Origin of the sequence: Actinopolymorpha sp. B17G11, assembly GCF_040196095.1 — a bacterium.
Lineage (GTDB): Bacteria > Actinomycetota > Actinomycetes > Propionibacteriales > Actinopolymorphaceae > Thermasporomyces.
In genome coordinates, this window is the sequence record NZ_JBEFTW010000021.1 from 87,237 (window position 1) to 109,401 (window position 22,165).

Sequence of the window (22,165 nt, forward strand, 5' to 3'; positions counted from 1 at the left end):
CTACGATCCCTTCGGCTTCGAAGGGTACCGGCGGCGCCCCCGCGGCCGCGAACCACCTGAGGACCACCGGCGAGCCGATCGACGCAGGAGCGGTCCGGCGACGGTGCCATCTAGACGGTGCCATCTAGACTGGCTGCCCGGCCGCAGGGCGGAGCGCTGTCGGACATCCGTACCAAGCCGGACACCACGAGCCGTCGGATACCAGTTGGATACCAGACCAGTCGGATACCGAGAGTCGGGAGACGTCCCCCGGTGGTTACGAAGAAGCAGCGGGCGCGCCAGCTCGCCCGGCAGAAGTGGGAACGTCAGCAGTCCCGCCGTGCCCAGCGGCGCAGCCGTGCCCGGCGGCGCGCCATCATCGCCGGCGCCGTGGTCGGAGTCCTCATCGTCGGCGCCGGCGGCTACGGCCTCACCCTCCTGGTCAAAGAGGACCGCCCCGCCAGCGCCGCACCCACTCCGACCACCACACCTCCGCCGGTCTCCGCGTCGCCCTCCCCCTCACCGACCGAGGCGCCACGTCCGACGAAGCCGGGCGAGTGCAGCTACGTCGCTCAGGAGGGCACCGGCCAGCAGGCCGTCGGACTCCCCGCCGAGAAGGCCCCGGTGAAGGACGCCGTCGCCACCATCACCACCAATCTCGGGACGATCGAGGCGGACCTGTTCGGCGAGGCCGCCGCCTGCGCGGTCAACTCCTTCCGCCATCTCGCCACCAAGAACGCATTCGACGACACCACCTGCACCGGCCTCGCCGTGGCACCCGCACCGGCGCGCTTCCTCGAGTGCGGCGACGTCACGGGATCTGGTGCCGGCGGGCCGGGCTACATCTTCGGCAACGAGAACGACGACAAGCGGAGCATCGAACCCGGCTGGCTCGTCATGACCGGCGGCGAAAACCGCAATGGCAGTCGGTTCGGGATCACCTATGGTGACACCTCGAGGTTCGAGCAACCGGTGACGGTGTTCGGGAAGGTGAGTACCGGGCTCGACCTCGTGAGCAAGGCTGCGCGAGGTGGTCTGGCCCCCAACTCGGGGACACAGGGGGTCGGCAGGCCGGCAACATCGGTCATCATTTTAGATGTCAAGGTCACGACGACGTGATCTCCGACCAGGAGCGAGTAGTGAGCGGAACGGCAGAGGACCCCTGGGGCAGGGTGGCAGACGACGGCACCGTCTACGTCCGCACCGAATCCGGCGAGCGCGCCGTCGGGTCCTGGCACGTGGGCGACCCTGAGGGTGCGCTCACGTTCTTCCGGCGCAAGTACGACGCTCTCGCCCTTGAGGTCGGACTCCTCGCATCTCGGGTCGAAAGCGGCATCCTGGCACCTGACGAAGCCCAGAGCGCGCTCCGGCGTGAACGCCGCAACCTGGCCGATGCCGCGGTCGTCGGCGACCTCGGCGCGCTCGCAACCCGCCTCGATGCGCTCGAGGCGGTCATCGCCGAACGCCGTACCCAACGCAAGGCCGAGCGCAAGCGGCACGTCGAGGAGGCCAAGCGGGTCAAGTCGGATATCGCCGAGGAGGCCGAGAAGCTCGCGGCGGGCTCTGACTGGCGGCACGGCGTCGGCCGGTTCCGTGAGCTGCTCGACCAGTGGAAGGCCCTGCCGCGGCTCGACAAGCCCACCGACGACGAGCTGTGGCGCCGGTTCTCCAGCGCCCGCACCGCCTACACCCGGCACCGCAAGCAGCACTTCACCGAACTCAACGCCCGCCGCGAGGACTCCCGCCAGGTCAAGGAGGAACTCGCCGCCGAAGCCGAGTCGCTAGCCGACTCGACCGACTGGGGGCGCGTCAGCGCCCGCTACCGGGAGCTCATGCGGCGCTGGAAGGCCGCCGGACCAGCACCCCGCGACGTCGAGGACCAGCTGTGGAAGCGGTTCCGGGCCGCGCAGGACCGGTTCTTCACCGCACGCAACACCACCTTCGCCGAGCAGGAAGCCGAGTTCGAAACCAACCTGACGCAGAAGGAAGCCCTCCTCACCGAGGCCGAGGCGCTCCTTCCGGTCCGGGACCAGCGCAACGCGCGTGAGGCCTACCGCGACATCCTGGCCCGCTGGGACCGGATCGGGCGCGTGCCTCGCGCCTCCGTGCGGACGGTCGAAGGTCGGTTGCGCAAGGTCGAGGAGGCGATCCAGGCCGCCGAGGTCAAGGAGTGGCGGCGGACCAACCCCGAGACCCGGGCCCGGGCCAACGACACCCTGAGCCAGCTCCGTTCCTCCATCGCCGACCTCGAACGCACCGTGGAAGAGCACCGCGCCAAGGGCGACTCCCAGGGGCAGCATCAAGCCGAGGAAGCCCTCGACGCCCGCCGCGCCTGGCTGGCCGAAGTAGAGAAGACCCTCGACGAGTTCTCCCCCTGAGCGGCGTCTCGCATCCCGCCTGGCTGCGTTCTCCTCCTCGCCGATACGAACCCAGTATCGGCTTCGTCGTCCGCCTTGCCAGCCGGGCGCGAGATGCCGCTCAGCTAGCTGACTAGTTCGTCACGCGGTAGGCGTCGAAGACGCCGTCGACGCCGCGGACCGCGCGCAGGACGTGGCCCATGTGCTTCGGGTCGCCCATCTCGAAGGTGAAGCGGCTCTTCGCTACCCGGTCCCGGGTGGTGGTCACCGACGCCGACAGGATGTTGACGTGCTGGTCGGAGAGCACCCGGGTGATGTCACTGAGCAACCTCGCCCGGTCGAGCGCCTCGACCTGAATCTGCACGAGGAACAGGCTCTGCGCGGTCGGCGCCCAGTCGACGTCGAGCATCCGGTCAGGCTGCGCCGTGAGGTGGTCGATGTTGACGCAGTCCTTGCGGTGGACCGACACGCCTGCGCCGCGGGTGACGAAACCGACGATCGCGTCGCCCGGCACCGGAGTGCAGCACTTGGCGAGCTTGATCCAGACGTCGGTCACGCCGCGCACCACGACGCCGGAGTCGCCGCGTGGCATGCGTTCGCGCCGGACCGTCTCGATCGCGAGCGTGACGCCTTCGGAGACGTCCTCGGCTTCCTCCTCCGCTCCCCCGATGATCTGGACGAGCCGGCGTACGACGGCCTGGGCGGTGACGTTGCCCTCACCGACGGCCGCGTACAGCGACGAGACATCGGAGTGGCGCAGTAGATCCTGAGCGACGGCGGCGAGGGCCTCGTGCGTCAGCATCCGCTGCAGAGGCAGGCCTTCCTTGCGGACCATCCGGGCCAGGAGGTCCTTGCCCTGGTCGATCGCCTCCTCGCGACGTTCCTTGGTGAACCAGTGCCGGATCTTGTTGCGCGCCCGCGGACTCTTGACGAACGTCAGCCAGTCGTGGCTCGGAGCGGCGCCCTGCGCCTTGGAGGTGAAGACCTCCACCAGGTCGCCGTTCTCGAGCTGGCTCTCGAGCGGCACGAGACGTCCGTTGACCCGGGCGCCGATGCACCGGTGTCCGACCTCGGTGTGGATGGCGTAGGCGAAGTCGACCGGTGTGGAGCCGGCGGGTAGGGCAATCACGTCGCCGCGCGGGGTGAAGACGTAGACCTGGGTCGACTTCATCTCGAAGCGCAGCGACTCGAGGAACTCGCCCGGGTCCTCGGTCTCGCGCTGCCAGTCGAGCAGCTGCCGCAGCCACGCCATGTCGTTGGGGCCGGCGGGCTTGTCGGTCTCGCGGGCGGCGCTGGTGTCCTCCTTGTACTTCCAGTGCGCCGCGACACCGTACTCAGCACGACGGTGCATGGAGAAGGTGCGGATCTGCATCTCGACCGGCTTGCCGTCAGGACCCATCACCGAGGTGTGCAACGACTGGTACATGTTGAACTTCGGCATCGCGATGTAGTCCTTGAACCGCCCGGGCACGGGGTTCCAGCGGGCGTGGATGACGCCGAGTGCCGCGTAGCAGTCGCGCACCGAGTCGGTCAGGACCCGGATGCCCACGAGGTCGTAGATGTCGCCGAACTCGCGGCCGCGCACGATCATCTTCTGGTAGATCGAGTAGTAGTGCTTCGGCCGCCCGGTGACGGTGGCCTTGATCTTGGCGCCGCGAAGGTCGCCCTGCACCTGGTCGATCACTTTCGCGAGGTACTCGTCGCGCGACGGCGCCCGCTCGGCCACCAACCGGACGATCTCGTCGTAGAGCTTCGGGTGCAAGGTGGCGAACGACAGGTCCTCGATCTCCCACTTGAGCGTGTTCATACCGAGGCGGTGCGCGAGGGATGCGTAGATCTCCAGCGTCTCCCGCGCGGTCCGTTCCTGCTTCGCCTGCGAGAGATAGCGGAGAGTCCGCATGTTGTGCAGGCGGTCGGCGAGCTTGATGACGAGGACGCGAATGTCCTTTGCCATCGCGATGACCATCTTCCGGATGGTCTCGGCCTGCGCGTATTCGCCGTACTTCACCTTGTCGAGCTTGGTGACACCGTCGACGAGCATCGCGATCTCGTCGCCGAAGTCCTTTCGAAGGTCCTCGAGGCTGTACGGCGTGTCCTCCACCGTGTCGTGCAGAAGCGCCGCACACAGGGTGGGTGGCGTCATGCCGAGCTCGGCAAGGATTGTCGCCACGGCGACCGGATGGGTGATATACGGGTCACCGCTCTTGCGGGACTGCCCCCGGTGCCACTTCTCCGCGGTGCGGAACGCCTTCTCGATCAGCGCCAGGTCGGCCTTGGGGTGGGTCGTACGAACGATTCGAAACAACGGCTCCAGGACCGGGTTGCCCTGGGGGGAACGCCCGAGTCGGGCCAGTCGTTCTCGCATGCGACGGGACGAACCGGAAAACGGGCCGCCCAGGCCCTGGACCGACCCTCGTCGACCGCCGCCGCCACGCTGCTGGTCGCGCTCGGTGGTGCCGGCCGGCTCGCTGGAGTCGGGGAGGGAGACCGTCGCGATAGCCGGGGCGCCGTTGCTGGACGCGCCTGCAGAGCGTCGCGGCGGGCGGTCAGTGTCACCGCGCGCCGACGCGGGCGGGATCGTCTCCTCAGCCACAGCGCTCCCTCCGGGGCGGCAAGACACCAGTTTACGGGCACCGGCTCAGGATCCGAGCGTCACCGTCCACAAGATGACCGCTCCGGCGTGTCTCGCAAGTGCCGCCGGCCACACGGTCGGCCTGAGTGGTGGCACCTCCGGTGCGGGCAGATCGGACAGACCGCACCCGGGATGCGGCTGGTCGCGGCCAGGGGCCAGGCACGTCGCGGGGAGCACCTGCAACTACGGGGTCCTCCTACACCGCCAACAGCGAATGGACACTGAGTTCGCCGAGTCGCGCGCGGGCATCGAGGGCGGTGATTTCGAGGAGGACGGAGGCGCCCACCACGACGCCACCAGCAGCGCGGATCAGCTGGCCGGCCGCCTCCACCGTGCCACCGGTCGCGAGCACGTCGTCGATGACGAGAACCCGCTCGCCCTGCGTGAATGCGTCCTGGTGCACCTCGAGCGTCTCTTCACCGTATTCGAGGTCGTACGCCTGCGTATGGGTGGCAGCGGGGAGTTTGCCCAGTTTGCGGACGGGGACGAAGCCGACGTCCAGGGCCAGCGCGACCGGCGCGGCCAGGATGAAACCGCGTGCCTCGATGCCCACCACCTTGTCGACCCTGGGCTGGTGGTTCCGCCACGGTGCGCAGAGCGCCTCGATGACCTGGGCGAAGGCGGTGGCGTCGGCGAGGAGTGGCGTGATGTCCTTGAAGAGGATGCCTGGCTGGGGATAGTCGGGGATGTCGCGAATGTGGTGGCGGACGAGATCTCCAATGGTGTGGAGGTCATTCATCGGCCTCGTCCCTTCGATCGTCGGGCCGACCGGCTGCGTCGTTGTGGCTGGGCTCGACCGGCCGCGACCGCCACCGAACCTCTCGCCTGCGTCGGCTGGGTCAGTTGGGCGGCCACGAGCGGCGAAGACCCCGTCGGGTCACGGTCTCCTGCCGTGGTGACCACGACCGGCGCGCCCAGCTGCTTCCCACCCGGCCGGCGACGCTGCTCAGCACGCCTCGCGAGTGCGCGCATCGCGGGTTCCCGCTCCTTCAGGTCACACAGCAAAGGCGTCGCGATGAAGATCGAGGAGTACGTACCGGCCGCGATGCCGATGAAGAGGGCCAGGGCAAGGTCCTTCAGCGTGCCCGCCCCCAGCAGTCCGGCGCCGACGAACAGGATGCCGGCGACCGGGAGCAGCGCGATGACCGACGTGTTGATCGAACGCACCAACGTCTGGTTGACGGCGAGGTTCGCCGCCTCGCTGTAGGTCGACCGGGCTGACGCGACGAGGCCGCGGGTGTTCTCACGTACCTTGTCGAACACGACCACGGTGTCGTAGAGGGAGTAGCCGAGGATCGTCAGGAGGCCGATCACGGTCGCTGGTGTCATGTCGAAACCGACCAGCGCGTAGATGCCGACTGTGACCACCACGTCGTGCAGCAGCGCGACGAGCCCCGAGATCGACATCCGCCACTCGCGGAAGTAGCCCCAGATCACCACCATCACGAGGCAGAGGAAGACCGCAAGGCTGATGAGCGCCTTGTCGGTGATCTGCCCGCCCCATGTGGGACCGATGCTGGAGTACGCCACGTCGGCGGCCGGAATGTCGAGGGACTCGCCGATCGCCTTGCGTACCGTCGAGATGTCGGCGTTGGTCAGCGGCGGGGTCTCGACGCGGATCTGCCTGTCGCCGACAGCCGTGACGATCGGTTCCGAGGCGCCGGTGACGCCCACATCCGCGACGGCCTCACGCACGGGAGCGATGGCGACCGCTGCCGATCCGGAAGAGACCGGCGCCTGGAAGTCGACGCCACCCCGGAACTCGATCGAGAAGTTCAGCCCGCGGAGCAGGACCGCGCCGATGGCGAGCAGGGTGAGTACGACCGATATGAGGTACCACCACCGCCGGCGCCCGATGAAGCCGATCGAGACGTCACCGGTGTAGAGGCGGTGGCCGAGCGTTCCTAGGCGCGACATGTCACGCCTCCTTCGGCACGACGCGTCTGGAGGCACCGGCGCGGTACCTTCCCGCCGAGACTCCGAGGTGCGCCGGATCGAGGCCGGACCACCGATGACCTTCTCCGAAGAACCGGGTCCGGGCCAGGAGTGTGAGCAACGGCTTGGTGAAGGCGAAGACCACCACCAGGTCGACCAACGTGGTGAGGCCCAGGGCATAGGCGAAGCCCCGGACGTTGCCGATCGACAGCGTGTACAGGACGATCGCCGCCAGCAGGGACACCGAGTCCGCCGCCACGATCGTCCGGCGGGCGCGCAGCCATCCGGCCTCGACCGCGGTGCGCAGGCTCCTACCGTCGCGAACCTCGTCGCGGAGGCGTTCGAAGAACACCACGAACGAGTCCGCCGTGATGCCGATCGCCACGATCAGGCCAGCGATGCCGGCCAGGGTGAGAGTGAAGCCCTGGCCGGACCCGAGCAGGACGACGGCGATGTAGGTCATCCCGCCCGCGACGGCAAGGGACAGGACGACAACCAGTCCGAGACCGCGGTAGTAGAAGAACGAGTACAACACCACCAGGCCGAGCCCGATCGACCCGGCGATCAGACCACCGACGAGCTGGTCGCTCCCAAGCGTCGGCGACACCGCGGAGACCTGGCTGGTCTCGAACGACAGTGGCAGGGCACCGTACTTGAGGACGTTGGCGAGATCGGTGGCCTCCTGCTGGCTGAAGCTACCGGTGATGCTGGCCTGGCCATCGGTGATCGGCTGGACGATCCGGGGGTATGACACGACTTTCCCGTCGAGGACGATCGCGAACTGGTTCAGCGGCTCGGTGAGGTTGACCATCTGGCTGCTGGCCTGGGCGAACTTCTTCGGACCGTCGCCCTTGAGCTTCAGCCCGACCTCCCAGGCGGGCTGGGACTGCGGGAGCTGGGCCGTCGCGTCAGCGATCTCCGTGCCAAGCACCAGGGCCGGTCCGAGGACGAACTTCGCCCGATCCTCCCGGTCGCAGGCGAGCAGCGGAGTCCCGGGGTTGTCCTTGGCCGGTTTGTAGTCCTCGCAGTGGAACGCCAGGAGGGCGGACTGCTGCTCGGAAGTGGGACCGGTCGTGGACACCTGGGTCTCGTTCGTGCCCGGTGGCGCCGATGGTGTCGTGGGCTCATCCGGCTCATCCGGCTCAGCCGGATCGGTCGGCGTCACCGTCGGACTGGGTGTCGGCTTCAGAATCGGGGCGATTCCCGGCGCTGCCCGGCTGCGGTTGGCCCCCGAAGGGCTGGGGGTCGGCGTGGCACCTGCCGTGGGTGAGGCGGACGGGCTGGCCGAGGCGGACGGGCTGGGTGACGCCGTCGGTTCCGGTGCCTCCACGCCCGCCGCCTGGACGGCGAGGACCTGGCGGAAGCGCAGCTCGGCTGTCGATCCGACCAAGGCGACGATCTCGTCCTGCCCTACGCCCGGGACCTCGACGATGATGTGGTCACTGCCCTGGGTGGTGACCTCCGCCTCGGCAATGGCACCGACGCGGTTGCGAATGATGTCGACGGCCTCGTTCAGCTTCTCCGGCGTCACCGAGCCCTGGCCGGCGGTCGGCTGCGCCGTCAACGTGATCGAGGTGCCGCCACGCAGGTCAAGTCCGAGCCGGGGCGTCCACACCCCGAGCAGCGCCATCGTCGCGACACCCACGACCAGGGCGAGTGTCACGACACCGACCGCTCGCCACGGGTGCGGCCTCCTGGTTGCCACCTCGGCTCCCCGTCCCCCGAGACCTCAGGACTCCTTGATCGGCCCCTCTGGCGTCGGCGAGCTTCCACTCCCCTTGGCGGAGTCCTCCGACGTCGACTCCGCATCGGCGGTGGAGTCGCCGTCGGTGGGCGAATCCATGATCCGGACGATCGCCTGCCGGACGTGACGGGCGTAGACACCGGGTGCGATCTCGAGGACCACGGCGTCGGCTTCGACCGAGTGGACGGTCGCGAGCAGCCCAGCGCCGGTCATCACCTGCTGTCCGGGCTGGACCTTCTGCTGCATCTCGGCGGTCTCGCGCTGCCGCTTGCGTTGTGGCCTGATCGCGACGACCCAGAACAACACCAGCAACAACACCGGAAGCAGCAGTGCCCAGACGTTGGCGCCGCCGGCGGCGGAACTGAGGAGCATGAGGTCGATCCTTCCCTGGCGCCCTCACGCAGGGCACCTCTCGTGGGTGTGACCACGGCCGTGGCCCCACGGCCATCGGCGGAGTCTAGACGACCGAACGCGGCTCTATGTCGAGTCGTCGCCCGGGTCGTCATCGAACAGGCTCGGCGTCTGCCCGAACGCCGAGTCGGCCGGCACCGCGAGGCCGATCTGGCGCCACGCCGCGGGAGTTGCCACCCGGCCGCGTTGGGTGCGGGCAAGATAGCCGTTGCGGACGAGGAACGGCTCGGCGACCTCCTCGACCGTCTCACGCTCCTCACCGACCGCGACCGCAAGGGTCGACAGGCCCACCGGCCCGCCGCCGAACCGTCGGCACAGGGCGTCGAGGACAGCCCGGTCGAGCCGGTCAAGCCCGTCCTCGTCCACTTCGTACAGCGTGAGGGCGGTCCGGGCGACGTCGTGGCGGACGACACCGTCCGCACGGACCTGGGCGTAGTCACGGACCCGGCGGAGCAGCCGGTTGGCGATCCGGGGCGTGCCCCGGGACCGGCTGGCGATCTCGTGCGCGCCGTCGCCGGCGACGGGGACGTCGAGCAGCTGCGCGGACCTGGTGACGATCTCCTCCAGCTCGGCCACTTCGTAGTAGTCCAGGTGCCCGGTGAAGCCGAACCGGTCGCGCAGTGGACCGGGTAGCAGACCCGACCGGGTGGTGGCACCCACCAGCGTGAACGGCGGGATCTCCAGCGGGATCGCGGTCGCGCCAGGTCCCTTGCCGACCACCACGTCGACCCGGAAGTCCTCCATCGCCATGTAGAGCATCTCCTCGGCGGGACGGCTCATCCGGTGGATCTCGTCGAGGAACAGCACCTCGCCCTCGGCGAGGGAGGACAGGATGGCGGCGAGGTCGCCAGCGTGCTGGATCGCGGGCCCGCTGGTGATCCGGAGCGGCGCGCTGAGCTCGGCCGCGATGATCATCGCCAAGGTCGTCTTCCCCAGCCCTGGTGGGCCCGAGAGCAGCACGTGGTCCGGTGGCCGGCCGCGACTCCGCGCGGCTTCCAACACCAGTCCCAACTGGTCCTTGACCCGGGACTGCCCGATCAGCTCCTCGAGCGTGCGCGGCCGGAGCGCGGCTTCGACCGTCGTCTCGTCGACGCGGGCCTCCGCTTCGACGAGGGAGCGCCCACCTGGACGCTCGCCGCCCACGTGATCGCCGTTGTCGGCGTACGAGGTCATCGATCAGCTCCCCGGCAGAGGGTTTTCCCACGGCATGTCATGCCCGGGAGAGCGTACGAAGGGCGGCGCGGAGCAGACTCGCCACCTCCGGCGCCGCGCCTGTCTCGGCCTGTTCCTGCGCCAGGGGTTCCACCGCGTCGAGTGCGGTCTCTGCCTCCCGCGTCGACCAGCCAAGGCCGAGCAGTGCACCGCGGACCTGGACCCGCCACGCGACGGTGCCGCCAGCGGCGGCCGGCACGGGAGTTCCGTTCGCCGCGGCACCCGTACCGGCAGTGGGTGCGCCGAGACGGTCCTTGAGCTCCAACACGATGCGCTGGGCACCCTTCTTGCCGATCCCGGGAACCTTGGTCAGCGCCACCAGATCCTCGCGGGCGACCGCGCGACGCAGGTCGTCGGGCCGGTGCACGGCGAGCATCGCCTGCGCGAGCCTTGGTCCCACACCGCTGGCGGTCTGCAGGAGCTCGAAGACCATGCGTTCGTCGTCGTCGGCGAAGCCGTAGAGCGTGAGCGACTCCTCCCGGACGACCAGACTGGTCGGGACGCTCGCGGTCGCGTCCACCCGCAGGTCGGCCAGCGTGCCCGGTGTCGCACGGATCTCTATCCCGATGCCGCCGACATCGACGACGGCGGAGTCGAGTCCGACAGATGCGACCTTGCCTCGTACGAATGCGATCATCGAGGACCCTTCCGGTGCGGCTCGCCGGCACCTTCGGCGGACTGTGTGGGCTGAACGGTCTTCGTGGACACGGCAGCGGCAGTGTGCCAGCGGGCGCCGACAGCCTCCCGCGCGGCGACGACCGGCGGGCGGCCACGACCGACCGGGCCGCGGCGGTTCTGGCTCCGCCCCGCCGCGGCCTGCCGGGCGGCCTCGATCCGGGCGGCGGCAGGGCCACGCCACAAGTGGCAGATCGCGAGCGCCAGGGCATCGGCCGCGTCGGCCGGGCGGGGCTTGGCGGGAAGGGACAGGATCCGGGTCACCATGTGGGTCACCTGTTCCTTGCCGGCGCGGCCGTTGCCGGTGACCGCCGCCTTCACCTCGCTGGGCGTGTGGAGGGCAACCGGGATGCCACGTCGCGCCGCCGCGGTCAGGATGACGCCACTCACCTGGGCAGTGCCCATCACCGTGCGGACGTTGTGCTGGCTGAAGACCCGTTCGAGCGCCACGGCATCGGGTGTGTGCTCGTCGAGCCAGCTGGCGACCACGCGCTCGACCTCGAGCAGCCGGCCGCCCAGGTCGAGGTCGGGATGGGTCCGCACGACATCGACCGCCAGCAGGCCCAGCCGGCGTGGGTGCTCGCTCTCCACCAGTCCGAGGCCGCAGCGGGTGAGGCCGGGATCGATTCCGAGCACGCGCACTGGTCCTGGACCCTCCGCCTCACCTGCCGCCGAACGTCTGTTCGGGAGGCTATCGGGCCCGCGCCCACGAGGACGTGGCGACGCGCCGGCCGGCCCCGGATCCGCGGGTGACGCCGGCGGGCCCCGGATCCGCGGGTGACGCCGGCGGGCTCAGGATCGGCGGGTGGCGCCGGCGGACTCAGCCAGGCCAGTCGAGCCGGGGCAGCGGCCCCTGTTCCAACGGCCACCACTGGATGAGTTCGGTACTGGCAACCGTGGCGAGGACCAGAGCCACGACCGCGAGCACCGCCCCGGCCACGACGGAGACCCAGCGGCGACGGAGTACGGCGGAGAGGATCCGCTGGCTCCCATGCTGGACGCCCTCACCCTCGACACCCCACCAGGCCAGCGCCGCGACGACGAGCCCGATGCCACCGGCCACCAGGTCCCAGCGGGGCGTGATCGCACCCGCGTAGAAGAACAGGACAACGACGCCGACGAGGATGCCCGCACCGGTGACGGCGATCGGCAGGGTCAGCGCAGTGACCAGAACCGAACGCACGAAGTGCCACGGCAGTGCCGCGCCGACCGCCACGGGGTCGAGTCCGCGACGCCCCCTGGTCGATCGCCGCCGCCGGAGGAAGCGGGCCGACCGGTCGACCGTACGGCTGACCACCAGCCAGCCGGTCAACGCTCCGGCCGCGATGAGCGGCACGACGGCGGCCAGGGCCGCGAGGACGGCGAACGCGAGCGTGGTCACGACCCGGTGGGGTCTGACCGGCCCGTGATAGACCGGCCAGGAGGGTTCGGGCGTGCGTTCCTCGGTGTCGGCGGCCTCGCCGTCGTCGGCGTACGGCTCTCCCGGGTCGGCGCCGGGGTCGTACCTGTCGTCGTACCCGTCGTATCCGTCGGCGTGGTCATCGCCCGCGGGCGCGTACCTGTCGTCGGTGTAGGTGTCGAGCGGAGGGGCTTCGGACGCGGCGCCGGCCATGGGTGTGGTCGATCCGTTGCCCAGGTGCGTGTCGGGGATGCCTGAAGCCGGTGCCTGCGACAGTGCGACGGTCCGGTCCGGCGGCGGCTCGCCGGTCTCGAGCCAGCGCAGGAGTGTCGGTGCGCTGGGACGCTCGGCAGGGTCCTTGGCGAAACAGAGTTCGAGAACCGGAAACAGCCAGTCTGGGCAGCCGTCGAGGTCCGGACCTTCGTGCAGGACTCGATAGGCGACAGCCTCCAGTGGCCCCTTGCCGAACGGTGAGCGTCCAGTCGCGGCGTAGGCAACGGTCGCGGCCCAGGAGTGGATGTCCGCGGCCGCCGTGATCTCGGAACCGTGCAGGATCTCCGGCGCGACATAGCCGGGGGTTCCGTAGACCAGACCAGGCACGGTCATGCGGGTGTCGTCGGCGATCTGCGCGATGCCGAAGTCGATGACGACAGCGATTCCGTCATCGAGGAGGACGTTGCCGGGCTTGAGGTCCCGGTGGACGACATCGGCGCCGTGGATCGAGCAGAGCGCGTCGGCGAGGTCACCGGCGAGGTCGGCGAGGTCGGCTCCGTCGAGCGGTCCGTCCCGCTCCACCACCTCGTGCAGGGGTGGTCCGGCGACGAAGTCGGTGACGAGGTACGGCGTGGCAGCCGCGACGTCGGCGTCGAGGACCTGGGCGACGTGGCGGCCCCGGACGCGTGCGAGCACCTGCGCCTCGCGGGCGAACCGCGCCCGCGACTCGCTGTCGCCGGCAACGTGCGGGCGGAGCAGCTTGATCGCGACGACCCGCCCGTCGGTGTCGGTGGCGCGATGGACGACGCCCATCCCGCCCTCGCCGATCCGTTCACGCAGCAGGTAGCCGTCGAGCCGCGTGAACTCGACAGTGGACGCGTCGTCGGTCAGGTCCCGCTGCACGCAAACACGGTAACCGGCCCGCGACGGCTATGTCCGGCGCACGCCACGCCACGCTGATGGCGAGTCGCCAATGCCCGAGTCCGGCGAACCACGCGAACCCGTCGCTAGCCGACCTTCTCCATGATGTCGTCGGACACGTCGAAGTTGGCGTAGACGTTCTGCACGTCGTCGCAGTCCTCGAGCGCCTCGACGAGCCGGAACACCTTGGGCGCGGTGTCCTCGTCGAGCGGAACGGTCACACTCGGGACAAAGCTCGCTTCGGCCGATTCGTAGTCGATGCCGGCGTCCTGCAGGGCCGTGCGGACCGCCACCAGGTCCGACGGCTCGGAGATCACCTCGAACGCCTCGCCGAGGTCGTTGACCTCCTCGGCACCGGCGTCGAGCACGGCGAGGAGTACGTCGTCCTCGGTGAGCGCCTTGCCGTCCTGTTCACGAGGGAGGACGATGACGCCGCGCCGGCTGAACATGTACGACACACTGCCCGCGTCGGCCATCGAGCCGCCGTTGCGCGTGGTGGCGGTGCGGACCTCGCCCGCCGCCCGGTTGCGGTTGTCGGTGAGGCACTCGATCAGGATGGCCACGCCGGCGGGTCCGTACCCTTCGTACATGATCGTCTGATAGTCGGCACCGCCGCCCTCCAGACCCGAGCCACGCTTGACCGCACGGTCGATGTTGTCGTTGGGGACCGAGGACTTCTTGGCCTTCTGGATGGCGTCGAAGAGGGTCGGGTTGCCGGCCGGATCGCCGCCGCCGACCCTCGCTGCGACCTCGACGTTCTTGATCAGCTTCGCGAAGAGCTTGCCCCGCTTGGCGTCGATCACGGCCTTCTTGTGCTTCGTGGTTGCCCACTTGGAATGACCGGACATGGCGGGTAGGCCTCCTTCACGCCGAAGACGCGGTGGTCAGCTCGACAAAGTATCGGTGGACGCGGTCGTCGCCGGTCAGCTCCGGATGGAAGGCCGTCGCGAGCAGGTGACCCTGGCGGACCGCGACGATCCTACCCAGGGCGGGGCCGGAGGCGACCCGGGCGAGTACCTGACAGCCCGGGCCGACGCTCTCGACCCAGGGCGCGCGGATGAACACCGCATGGAACGCACCGTCCAGATCTGCGAACTCCACGTCCGCCTCGAACGAGTCGACCTGCCGGCCGAAGGCGTTCCTTCGGACGGTCATGTCGATCCCGCCGACGGTCTCCTGGCCGGGCGCGCCGTCGCGGATCCGGTCGGCGAGCATGATCATGCCCGCGCAGGTGCCGAAGACCGGCATGCCCGCAGCGATCCGTTTGCGCAGCGGCTCCAGCAGCTCGAACGTCGCCGCCAGCTTGATCATCGTGGTCGACTCGCCGCCCGGGATGACGAGCCCGTCCACGGCCAGGAGCTCCTGGGGACGGCGTACGTCAACGGTCTCCGCGCCGTGCGCCGAGAGGATCCGATGGTGCTCGCGGACATCGCCCTGGAGGGCGAAGACGCCGATGACCGGTGTGCTGACCACTCGTCAACCCTACGGGCCGGCGGTCACCAACCCCGGGTGGCGAGCCGGGCGCTCTCCGGTAGCTCGGCGACGTTGATGCCCACCATCGCCTCGCCGAGGCCCCGGGACACCTTGGCGATCACGTCGGGGTCGTCGTAGAAGGTCGTCGCCTGCACGATGGCCGCGGCCCGCTTGGCCGGGTCACCGGACTTGAAGATTCCGGAGCCGACGAAGACACCCTCGGCGCCGAGCTGGCGCATCATCGCCGCGTCGGCCGGCGTGGCGATCCCGCCCGCGGTGAAGAGGACGACCGGCAGCTTGCCGAGGCCAGCTACCTCCTTGACCAGTTCGTACGGTGCCCGCAGATCCTTCGCCGCGGCGAAGAGCTCCTCCTCGCCGAGGGTCGTGAGCCGGCGGATCTCGCTGCGGATCTGGCGCATGTGCCGGGTGGCCTCGACCACGTTGCCGGTGCCGGCCTCCCCCTTGGAGCGGATCATCGCCGCGCCTTCGGACAGCCGCCGCAACGCCTCCCCCAGGTTCGTCGCGCCGCACACGAACGGCACGGTGAACGCCCACTTGTCGATGTGGTGCGTCTCGTCGGCCGGAGTGAGCACCTCGGACTCGTCGATGTAGTCGACGCCGATCGCCTGCAGCAGCTGGGCCTCGACGAAATGCCCGATCCGTGCCTTGGCCATGACCGGGATGGAGACGGCACTCACGATCCCGTCGATCATGTCCGGGTCACTCATCCGCGCGACGCCGCCCTGTGCGCGGATGTCGGCGGGTACGCGCTCCAACGCCATCACCGCCACGGCACCGGCGTCCTCGGCGATCTTGGCCTGCTCGGGGGTGACGACGTCCATGATCACGCCGCCTTTGAGCATCTCCGCCATGCCACGCTTGACCCGGGCCGTCCCGGTGACCGGACCGTGGCCGTTGCCGGCGGGTGCGCCGGGACCTGTGGCGGCACTGGTCGTCGGGGTGGGCGGGGGGAACTGGGATTCGGTCACGGTCTACCTCGAAGCTGGAAAGCGGTACGAACGGCACCCCCATCGTAGAGCCCCGACTGGCACCATGTTCCATAGCCAGTTCGAGCCGAGTGGCTTCCTCAGACCGGGAGGCCGGCGGGGGCGGTCGTGTCCAACTCGACGGTTTCGGGCATGGCCGCCCGCCCGGCGAGCCGGAACCATCGGACCCGCCAGCGGCGGCGGAGCGCCCGAGTGGTCGCCACGGTGTCGTTGTGGAATCGGCGGGCCATATCCACCCGCCGGCACGCCGCGCCCAGCTCCGCCAGCAACTCCCCCGCGCCGGGCTGTCCGGCGAGCTCGCGGGTGCCCTCGGACTCCGGGAACGCCGCGACGAGCGCTTTGGAAAGGTCCGACTCCCGCGCCTCACGGTCCTCCTCCCCGCTCGCGCGGGCGCGGTGCGCGGCGTCGGCCACCAGCAGCGAGGTCGCCGGATCGAGCATCCCCGAGGTGGCGACCTCAAGCGCGACTGCCGAACGGCGGAACAGCTGCGCCTCCAGGGCCGCCCGGGCGGCGTCGAGCCGGGTGTGCAGCCGGTCGACGCGGCCAGCGGTCCAGGAGAGGTAGACCCCGATGACCGCGACGACGATGACGGCGACGTACGGCCAGTTCATCGCGCCTCGCTCACGCCGGCAGGACCCTCCGCGACCATTTCGTACACGGCGAGGATCTCCTTCGCGACACTGCTCCAGTCATAGCGGCGGACCGCGAGCCGGGCGGCGGCCCGCAGCCGGTCCCGCTCGGCCGCGTCGCCCAGCAGCGTGAGGGCCTCCCTCGCGAGGGCAGGGGCGTCACCCACGTCGAAGAGCCGGCCCAGATCCCCGCCCTCGACCACCATGCGGAACGCGTCGAGATCGCTGGCGAGCACGGGTGCGCCCGCGGCCATGGCCTCCACCAGGACGATGCCGAACGACTCGCCGCCGGTCTGCGGCGCTACGTAGACGTCGGAGCTGGCGAACATCTCCGCCTTCTCAGGGTCGTCGACCATGCCGAGGAACGTCACCGCGTCGCGGCACTCGGGCGGGAGCGTCCCCCGAGCTTCATCGACATCACCGCGGCCGGCGACGAGCAACCGCACGCCCGGTCGTTCGCGCCAGATTGCCGGGAACGCCCGGAGCAGGACGGCAAGTCCCTTACGGGGTTCGTCCAGCCGGCCCAGGAACGACAACGTGCCGTCGCCGCCTGCCCGCCAGGACGCGCGCGGCCGGGCAGCGGCGAACCGCTCGACGAACAACCCGTTCGGGATCACCACCGGCTCTCCACCGAGGTGCTGGACGAGGGTGGCCCTTGCCGGCTCGCTCACCGCGATCCGCGCGCTGATCTTCTCCAGGGCCGGACGCAGGATCGACGAGGCGGCACTCATGACCCGCGACCGGGGCATCGCCGTGTGGAACGTCCCGACGATCGGGCCGGTCGCCGCCCACAGGGCGAGCAGCGACAGTGACGGCGTGGCCGGCTCGTGGATGTGGAGAACGTCGAACTCGCCGTCGCGGATCCAGCGCCTGACCCGTGCCGCCGAGAGCGGCCCGAACGCCAGCCGGGCCACCGAGCCGTTGTAGGGCACGGGCACGGCCCGCCCGGCCGGTACGACGTAGGCCGGGACAGGCGTGTCGTCGTCGGCCGGAGCGAGCACCGACACCTGGTGCCCCATCTCGATGAGCACCTCGGCGAGGTCGCGCACATGGTTCTGGACCCCGCCGGGGACGTCGAGGGAGTAGGGGCAGACGATCCCGACCCTCACCTCGCTACCCGGTCCCCCGCGAGCGCGGCTTGGTGGTCGCGGGTGAGGTCGGCGATCCAGAGCCGCTGCAGCATGTGCCAGTCCTCCGGATGCTCGGCGATGCCGGCCGCGAACGTGTCGGCGATCTGCTGGGTGAGCGTACGGATCGCCGGCCGGGACCCGGCCGGCTTCTCCAGTGCGTCGTGGAAGTGGATGTGCATCCGAGGTCCGTCGTACCACAGGGTCACCGGGATGAGGACGGCACCGGTACGCACGGCGAGGGCGGCAGGTCCGGCGGGCATCCTGGTCTGCTCCCCGAAAAAGCTCACCTCGACACCTCGCGTGGACAGGTCCCGGTCAGCGACCAGGACCACGAGGCCGCCGTCCCGCAGGCGTTCGGTGAGCCCCTGCATGGGGTCGGGACCGCCCGTCGCGGGGAGCACCTCGATGCCGAGCGCCGCCCGGTAGGCGACGAACCGGTCGAACAACCGCTCGGGGCGTACCCGTTCGGCGACTGTCGTCATCCGCGTTCCATGCGTACTCGCCCAGGCCCCGGCGAAGTCCCAGTTGCCCATGTGCGGCAGGGCGGCCACGACACCCCGGCCGCTGTGGACGGCGGTCCAGAATGCCTCGCCTCCGTGCGTGACGACCGACTGGCGGATGTCGTCGGGACGCATGTCGGGCAGCCGGAACGCCTCACACCAGTACCGGAAGTACGACCGCATGCCGGCGCGGGTCAGCGCCCGCAACTCCGCCTCACCCGCGTCGGGCCGGACGCGGGCGAGGTTGCGCTGGAGCTGGCGTACGCCACGGGTACGCCGCAGCCAGGCCAGGTCGGCCAGGAGCCGCAGCAGCCCGAAGGCCGCCGGCCCGGGCAGGCGGCGCAACACGGCCCAACCGACGGAGTAGGCGGAGCTGACCACGTGGTCGGTGAGGCGCACCAATCCGCCGCGTCCCCTGGTGTGATCCGCTGCCCGCCCGGCCACCCTCACCGGCTCTCCCGCTCAGACGGCTCGGACGGCCCGGACGGCCCGGTGGACGGGCCAGGGGGCGGTCCGGAGGAGGGTTCGGCCGCTGGCGGTCCACCCGACTCGGCGGGCGGGCCGGCGGCAGCCTCGTCCGCCCGAACCTGCCGGCGTACGGCGCCGACCCGCTGGATCACGGTCACCGTGCTCGCCACCGCGAGGACGCCCAGCACCAGGGGCAGCACCAGCGGGACGCCCAGACCGGACAGCCCGGTCGCCACCAGGACCGCGACCAGCCGGTCCGCCCGCTCGGCGATGCCGACGTCGGCCTTGAGCCCCAGGCTCTCGGCCCGGGCCTTGGCGTAGGACGTCACGCTGCCCATCACCAGGTCGTACAACGCCAGGCAGGCGAACACGTAGCTCTCTCCGCCGCCGGCGTACCAGAGGGCGAGCCCGCCGAAGACCGCGGCGTCGCCCACCCGGTCGAGAGTGGAGTCGAGGAAGGCGCCCCACTTCGACGAGCGGTTGGACATCCGCGCCATCAGGCCGTCGACCATGTCGGAGAACACGAACGCCGTGACGACGATCGTCCCCCAGAAGAGCTCACCCCGCGGGTAGAAGCCCAGGGCGCCCACACACACACCGAGGGTGCCGACAAGGGTGACGATGTCGGGCCCGATTCCTACTCGGAGGAAAAGGCGCGCCACGGGCGTCAGCAGTCGTATCCAGAACTGGTGGAACCGTCGCAACATGAGGTGATCGCCGCTCTTCGGGGCTCGGCTCGTCGCGGCGATGCTACTGGAGCACCAGGACGGCACCGGACGGATGGTCATCCCTCCGGCGTGCCGCAGGTCCCAGGGTGAACAGGCCGGGCAGCCAACCCGGTCGCGAATCTGGTCGTTCGGGATCCCGGCACGAGACGTTCATCCGGCGGGCCAGTTCCGTCAACACGCGCGAAGTACTTGTGCCGCGGTCAGGCCTGGGTGAATGGTGGATAGTCAGATGTCAGGGCGCCGCCCGCTCGAACCACCTGCAGTGAGGTGGCCTTCGGTGGCGTAGCGCCGCCGAGGTCAGAAGTCAACACCCTCGGCGGCCGACTGTCCGGGCGCGTCCGGCTTTCGCTTGCGCGCGCAAGGAGGCGACGCCCATGGCTGAAAAGCACCTGACCCCCGGTGGAGCGGCCGTCACGGCACCCACGGCCGACCGGCCCGATGTCGTCCGCAACATCGCCCTGGTCGGCCCATCCGGATCCGGAAAGACCACGCTCGTGGAGGCGTTGCTCGCCACGACCGGCACGATCGCCCGGGCGGGACGCGTGGAGGACGGCGCGACGGTCAGCGACTTCGACGAAGTCGAGCACCGCCAGCAGCGCTCCATCGGCTTGTCGCTCTCCCCTCTGACGCACGGGGGAATCAAGGTCAACCTGCTCGATACGCCTGGTTATGCCGATTTCGTGGGAGAGCTCCGCGCCGGTCTACGCGCCGCGGACTGCGCCCTCTTCGTCATCGCCGCCAGTGAGGGGATCGACGGCGCCACCCAGGCGCTCTGGCACGAGTGTGCCGCGGTCGGCATGCCTCGCGCCGTCGTGTTCACCAAGCTGGACCATCCCCGAGCCGACTACGCCGGCGTACTGAGCCAGGCACAGGCCGCGTTCGGGGAGAAGGTCCTGCCCCTCTACCTCCCCGTCGACGGCCAGGGTGAGATCAGCGGCCTGATCGGACTGCTGTCGGAGAAGCTCTTCGACTACTCCTCGGGAAGCAGGGCCGAAGGCCAGCCGAGTGAGACCTACGCCGACGAGGCCGAGGAGGCCCGCGGCACCCTGATCGAGGGGATCATCGAGGAGTCCGAGGACGAGAGCCTCATGGACCGCTACCTCGGCGGGGAGGAGATCGACGGCAAGCTGTTGGTCGACGACCTGGAGAAGGCCGTGGCCCACGCGTCGTTCTTCCCGGTCGTTCCCGTGTGTTCCTCCACCGGTGTCGGCACCGCCGAACTGCTCGAGGTGATGACGAGCGCCTTCCCGTCGCCGATGGAACACCCGCTCCCCGAGGTCTACACCCCGCAGGGCAAGGCAGTCGACAAGCTCACCTGCAATCCCGACGGTCCGCTGCTCGCCGAGGTGGTCAAGACCTTCTCCGATCCGTACGTCGGCCGGATCAGCCTGGTCCGGGTCTTCTCCGGAACGATCCGGCCCGACGACACGCTGCACGTGTCCGGCCACCTCTCGGCGTTCGTCGACGACGCCCGCGGGCACGAGGACCACGACGCCGACGAGAAGGTCGGCACCCTCTCCTCCCCGCTGGGGAAGACCCAGCGGACCCTGAACCGCTGCGTGGCAGGAGACATCTGCGCCATCGGGAAGCTGACCAGGGCCGAGACCGGCGACACGCTCTCGTCCAAGGACCAGCCGCTGCTGATGAAGCCCTGGACCATGCCCGAGCCGCTGCTCCCGATCGCCGTCACCGCGCACGCCAAGGCCGACGAGGACAAGCTGTCACTCGGGCTCTCCCGGCTCGCTGCGGAGGACCCGACGCTGCGGATCGAGCACAACGCCGAGACCCACCAGCTGGTCCTGTGGTGCATGGGCGAAGCCCACGCCGACGTCGCGCTCGACCGCCTGGCCAACCGCTACTCCGTCCAGGTCGACCAGGTACCGCTGCGGGTCCCCCTGCGGGAGACGTTCGGCAGGAAGGCGACCGGCAAGGGGCGGCACGTCAAACAGAGCGGCGGGCACGGCCAGTACGCCGTGTGCGACGTCGAGGTCGAGCCGCTGCCGGAGGGGTCCGGATTCGAGTTCGTCGACAAGGTGGTCGGCGGTGCCGTACCGCGGCAGTTCATCCCGAGTGTGGAGAAAGGGCTCCGCGCGCAGATGGAACGCGGCGTCGCGGCGGGCTACCCGGTCGTCGACATCCGCGTGACGTTGTACGACGGCAAGGCACACAGCGTCGACTCCTCCGACATGGCGTTCCAGACGGCGGGTTCGCTGGCGCTGCGCGAGGCGGCGAAGAACGGCACCGTGAACCTGCTCGAACCCGTCGACCTGCTGTCGGTACTGGTCTCCGACGACTATGTGGGCACGGTGATGGGTGACCTGTCCAGCAGGCGTGGGCGCGTGCTCGGCACCGAGCCGGTGGGCCAGGGCCGCACGCTGGTCAAGGCCGAGGTCCCTCAGGTCGAGATCACGAAGTACGCCAACGACCTGCGCTCGATGTCCCACGGCACTGGGACGTTCACCCGGAAGTTCGTCCACTACGAGCCCATGCCGGCAAACGTCGCCCAGCGACTCAGGGACGCTCAGGCCGGCGACGACGGCTGAGGCGGTCGGCCCGGCCGCCGCTCTCTTGACGGTCGGACACAGTCCTGGATCCGCGGCGGGGCGGTCGTTCCTGGCCGCCCCGTCCCAGTCGTCGGGTCGAAGCCACAACGGCACCCGGCTACGGCTTCTCGGGCTCCAGGTCCTCCTTTCGACGCCTGCCTTCGCAGGCAGCTGCGTACACCCCGCGTTGTGGCCGGGTGAGGAAGCCT

At 70.0% G+C, this 22,165-nt stretch carries 19 protein-coding genes; 3 read left to right on the plus strand and 16 right to left on the minus strand.

Going from position 1 to position 22,165, the window contains the following annotated elements; all coding sequences use genetic code 11:
• Positions 1-252 precede the first annotated feature (252 nt).
• On the plus strand, positions 253-1,098 hold the full coding sequence (locus ABN028_RS21110; RefSeq protein WP_349330636.1) for a peptidylprolyl isomerase: 846 nt from the start codon (positions 253-255) through the stop codon (positions 1,096-1,098).
• A 20-nt stretch (positions 1,099-1,118) separates the two neighbouring features.
• The gene (locus ABN028_RS21115) at positions 1,119-2,357 is read left to right on the plus strand and encodes a DUF349 domain-containing protein (protein WP_349697823.1); all 1,239 of its coding nucleotides are present in this window, start codon (positions 1,119-1,121) and stop codon (positions 2,355-2,357) included.
• Positions 2,358-2,469: 112 nt separating this feature from the next.
• On the opposite strand, the gene ABN028_RS21120 is transcribed toward ABN028_RS21115, so the two are convergent.
• The 16 genes from ABN028_RS21120 to pgsA all read right to left on the minus strand — a co-directional run bounded on the left by ABN028_RS21120 (position 2,470) and on the right by pgsA (position 19,473).
• Positions 2,470-4,701 carry a RelA/SpoT family protein gene (locus ABN028_RS21120; protein ID WP_349697845.1) on the minus strand — a complete coding sequence of 744 codons (2,232 nt, stop codon included), beginning with the start codon at positions 4,699-4,701 and terminating at the stop codon, positions 2,470-2,472.
• 463 nt (positions 4,702-5,164) lie between these two features.
• Complete coding sequence (locus ABN028_RS21125) at positions 5,165-5,707, minus strand: adenine phosphoribosyltransferase (protein ID WP_349697824.1); 543 nt, start codon at positions 5,705-5,707, stop codon at positions 5,165-5,167.
• The gene (gene secF / locus ABN028_RS21130; RefSeq protein WP_349697825.1) at positions 5,704-6,885 is read right to left on the minus strand and encodes a protein translocase subunit SecF; all 1,182 of its coding nucleotides are present in this window, start codon (positions 6,883-6,885) and stop codon (positions 5,704-5,706) included. The genes ABN028_RS21125 and secF overlap by 4 nt, the downstream gene beginning before the upstream one ends.
• Before the next feature lies 1 nt (position 6,886).
• Positions 6,887-8,608 carry a protein translocase subunit SecD gene (gene secD / locus ABN028_RS21135; RefSeq protein ID WP_349697826.1) on the minus strand — a complete coding sequence of 574 codons (1,722 nt, stop codon included), beginning with the start codon at positions 8,606-8,608 and terminating at the stop codon, positions 6,887-6,889.
• A gap of 24 nt (positions 8,609-8,632) precedes the next feature.
• Positions 8,633-9,019 (minus strand): preprotein translocase subunit YajC, encoded by a 387-nt coding sequence (gene yajC / locus ABN028_RS21140; protein ID WP_349330641.1) that lies wholly within the window; start codon positions 9,017-9,019, stop codon positions 8,633-8,635.
• Between the two features lie 105 nt (positions 9,020-9,124).
• Positions 9,125-10,231, minus strand: coding sequence for a Holliday junction branch migration DNA helicase RuvB (gene ruvB, locus ABN028_RS21145; RefSeq protein WP_349330642.1), 1,107 nt, complete (start codon positions 10,229-10,231; stop codon positions 9,125-9,127).
• A 37-nt stretch (positions 10,232-10,268) separates the two neighbouring features.
• On the minus strand, positions 10,269-10,907 hold the full coding sequence (gene ruvA, locus ABN028_RS21150; protein ID WP_349330643.1) for a Holliday junction branch migration protein RuvA: 639 nt from the start codon (positions 10,905-10,907) through the stop codon (positions 10,269-10,271).
• Positions 10,904-11,581 carry a crossover junction endodeoxyribonuclease RuvC gene (gene ruvC / locus ABN028_RS21155; RefSeq protein ID WP_502877625.1) on the minus strand — a complete coding sequence of 226 codons (678 nt, stop codon included), beginning with the start codon at positions 11,579-11,581 and terminating at the stop codon, positions 10,904-10,906. Before ruvC ends, ruvA begins: the two co-directional genes overlap by 4 nt.
• A 184-nt stretch (positions 11,582-11,765) precedes the next feature.
• Entirely contained in the window at positions 11,766-13,460 is a 1,695-nt protein-coding gene (locus tag ABN028_RS21160) for a serine/threonine-protein kinase (protein WP_349697827.1), read from the minus strand.
• A gap of 104 nt (positions 13,461-13,564) precedes the next feature.
• Complete coding sequence (locus ABN028_RS21165) at positions 13,565-14,326, minus strand: YebC/PmpR family DNA-binding transcriptional regulator (protein WP_349330646.1); 762 nt, start codon at positions 14,324-14,326, stop codon at positions 13,565-13,567.
• A gap of 16 nt (positions 14,327-14,342) precedes the next feature.
• Positions 14,343-14,951, minus strand: coding sequence for a pyridoxal 5'-phosphate synthase glutaminase subunit PdxT (gene pdxT / locus ABN028_RS21170; protein WP_349330647.1), 609 nt, complete (start codon positions 14,949-14,951; stop codon positions 14,343-14,345).
• A gap of 23 nt (positions 14,952-14,974) precedes the next feature.
• Complete coding sequence (pdxS, locus tag ABN028_RS21175) at positions 14,975-15,940, minus strand: pyridoxal 5'-phosphate synthase lyase subunit PdxS (RefSeq protein WP_349330648.1); 966 nt, start codon at positions 15,938-15,940, stop codon at positions 14,975-14,977.
• Between the two features lie 98 nt (positions 15,941-16,038).
• The gene (locus tag ABN028_RS21180) at positions 16,039-16,569 is read right to left on the minus strand and encodes a hypothetical protein (RefSeq protein WP_349330649.1); all 531 of its coding nucleotides are present in this window, start codon (positions 16,567-16,569) and stop codon (positions 16,039-16,041) included.
• Positions 16,566-17,696 (minus strand): glycosyltransferase family 4 protein, encoded by a 1,131-nt coding sequence (locus ABN028_RS21185; RefSeq protein WP_349697828.1) that lies wholly within the window; start codon positions 17,694-17,696, stop codon positions 16,566-16,568. Before ABN028_RS21185 ends, ABN028_RS21180 begins: the two co-directional genes overlap by 4 nt.
• Positions 17,693-18,667, minus strand: a complete 975-nt coding sequence (locus tag ABN028_RS21190; RefSeq protein WP_349697829.1) for a phosphatidylinositol mannoside acyltransferase — start codon at positions 18,665-18,667, stop codon at positions 17,693-17,695. The genes ABN028_RS21185 and ABN028_RS21190 overlap by 4 nt, the downstream gene beginning before the upstream one ends.
• Positions 18,664-19,473, minus strand: coding sequence for a phosphatidylinositol phosphate synthase (gene pgsA / locus ABN028_RS21195; RefSeq protein WP_349697830.1), 810 nt, complete (start codon positions 19,471-19,473; stop codon positions 18,664-18,666). The genes ABN028_RS21190 and pgsA overlap by 4 nt, the downstream gene beginning before the upstream one ends.
• Before the next feature lie 314 nt (positions 19,474-19,787).
• On the opposite strand from pgsA, the gene ABN028_RS21200 reads away from it, so the two are divergent.
• On the plus strand, positions 19,788-21,956 hold the full coding sequence (locus ABN028_RS21200; RefSeq protein WP_349330654.1) for an elongation factor G-like protein EF-G2: 2,169 nt from the start codon (positions 19,788-19,790) through the stop codon (positions 21,954-21,956).
• Positions 21,957-22,165 lie beyond the last annotated feature (209 nt).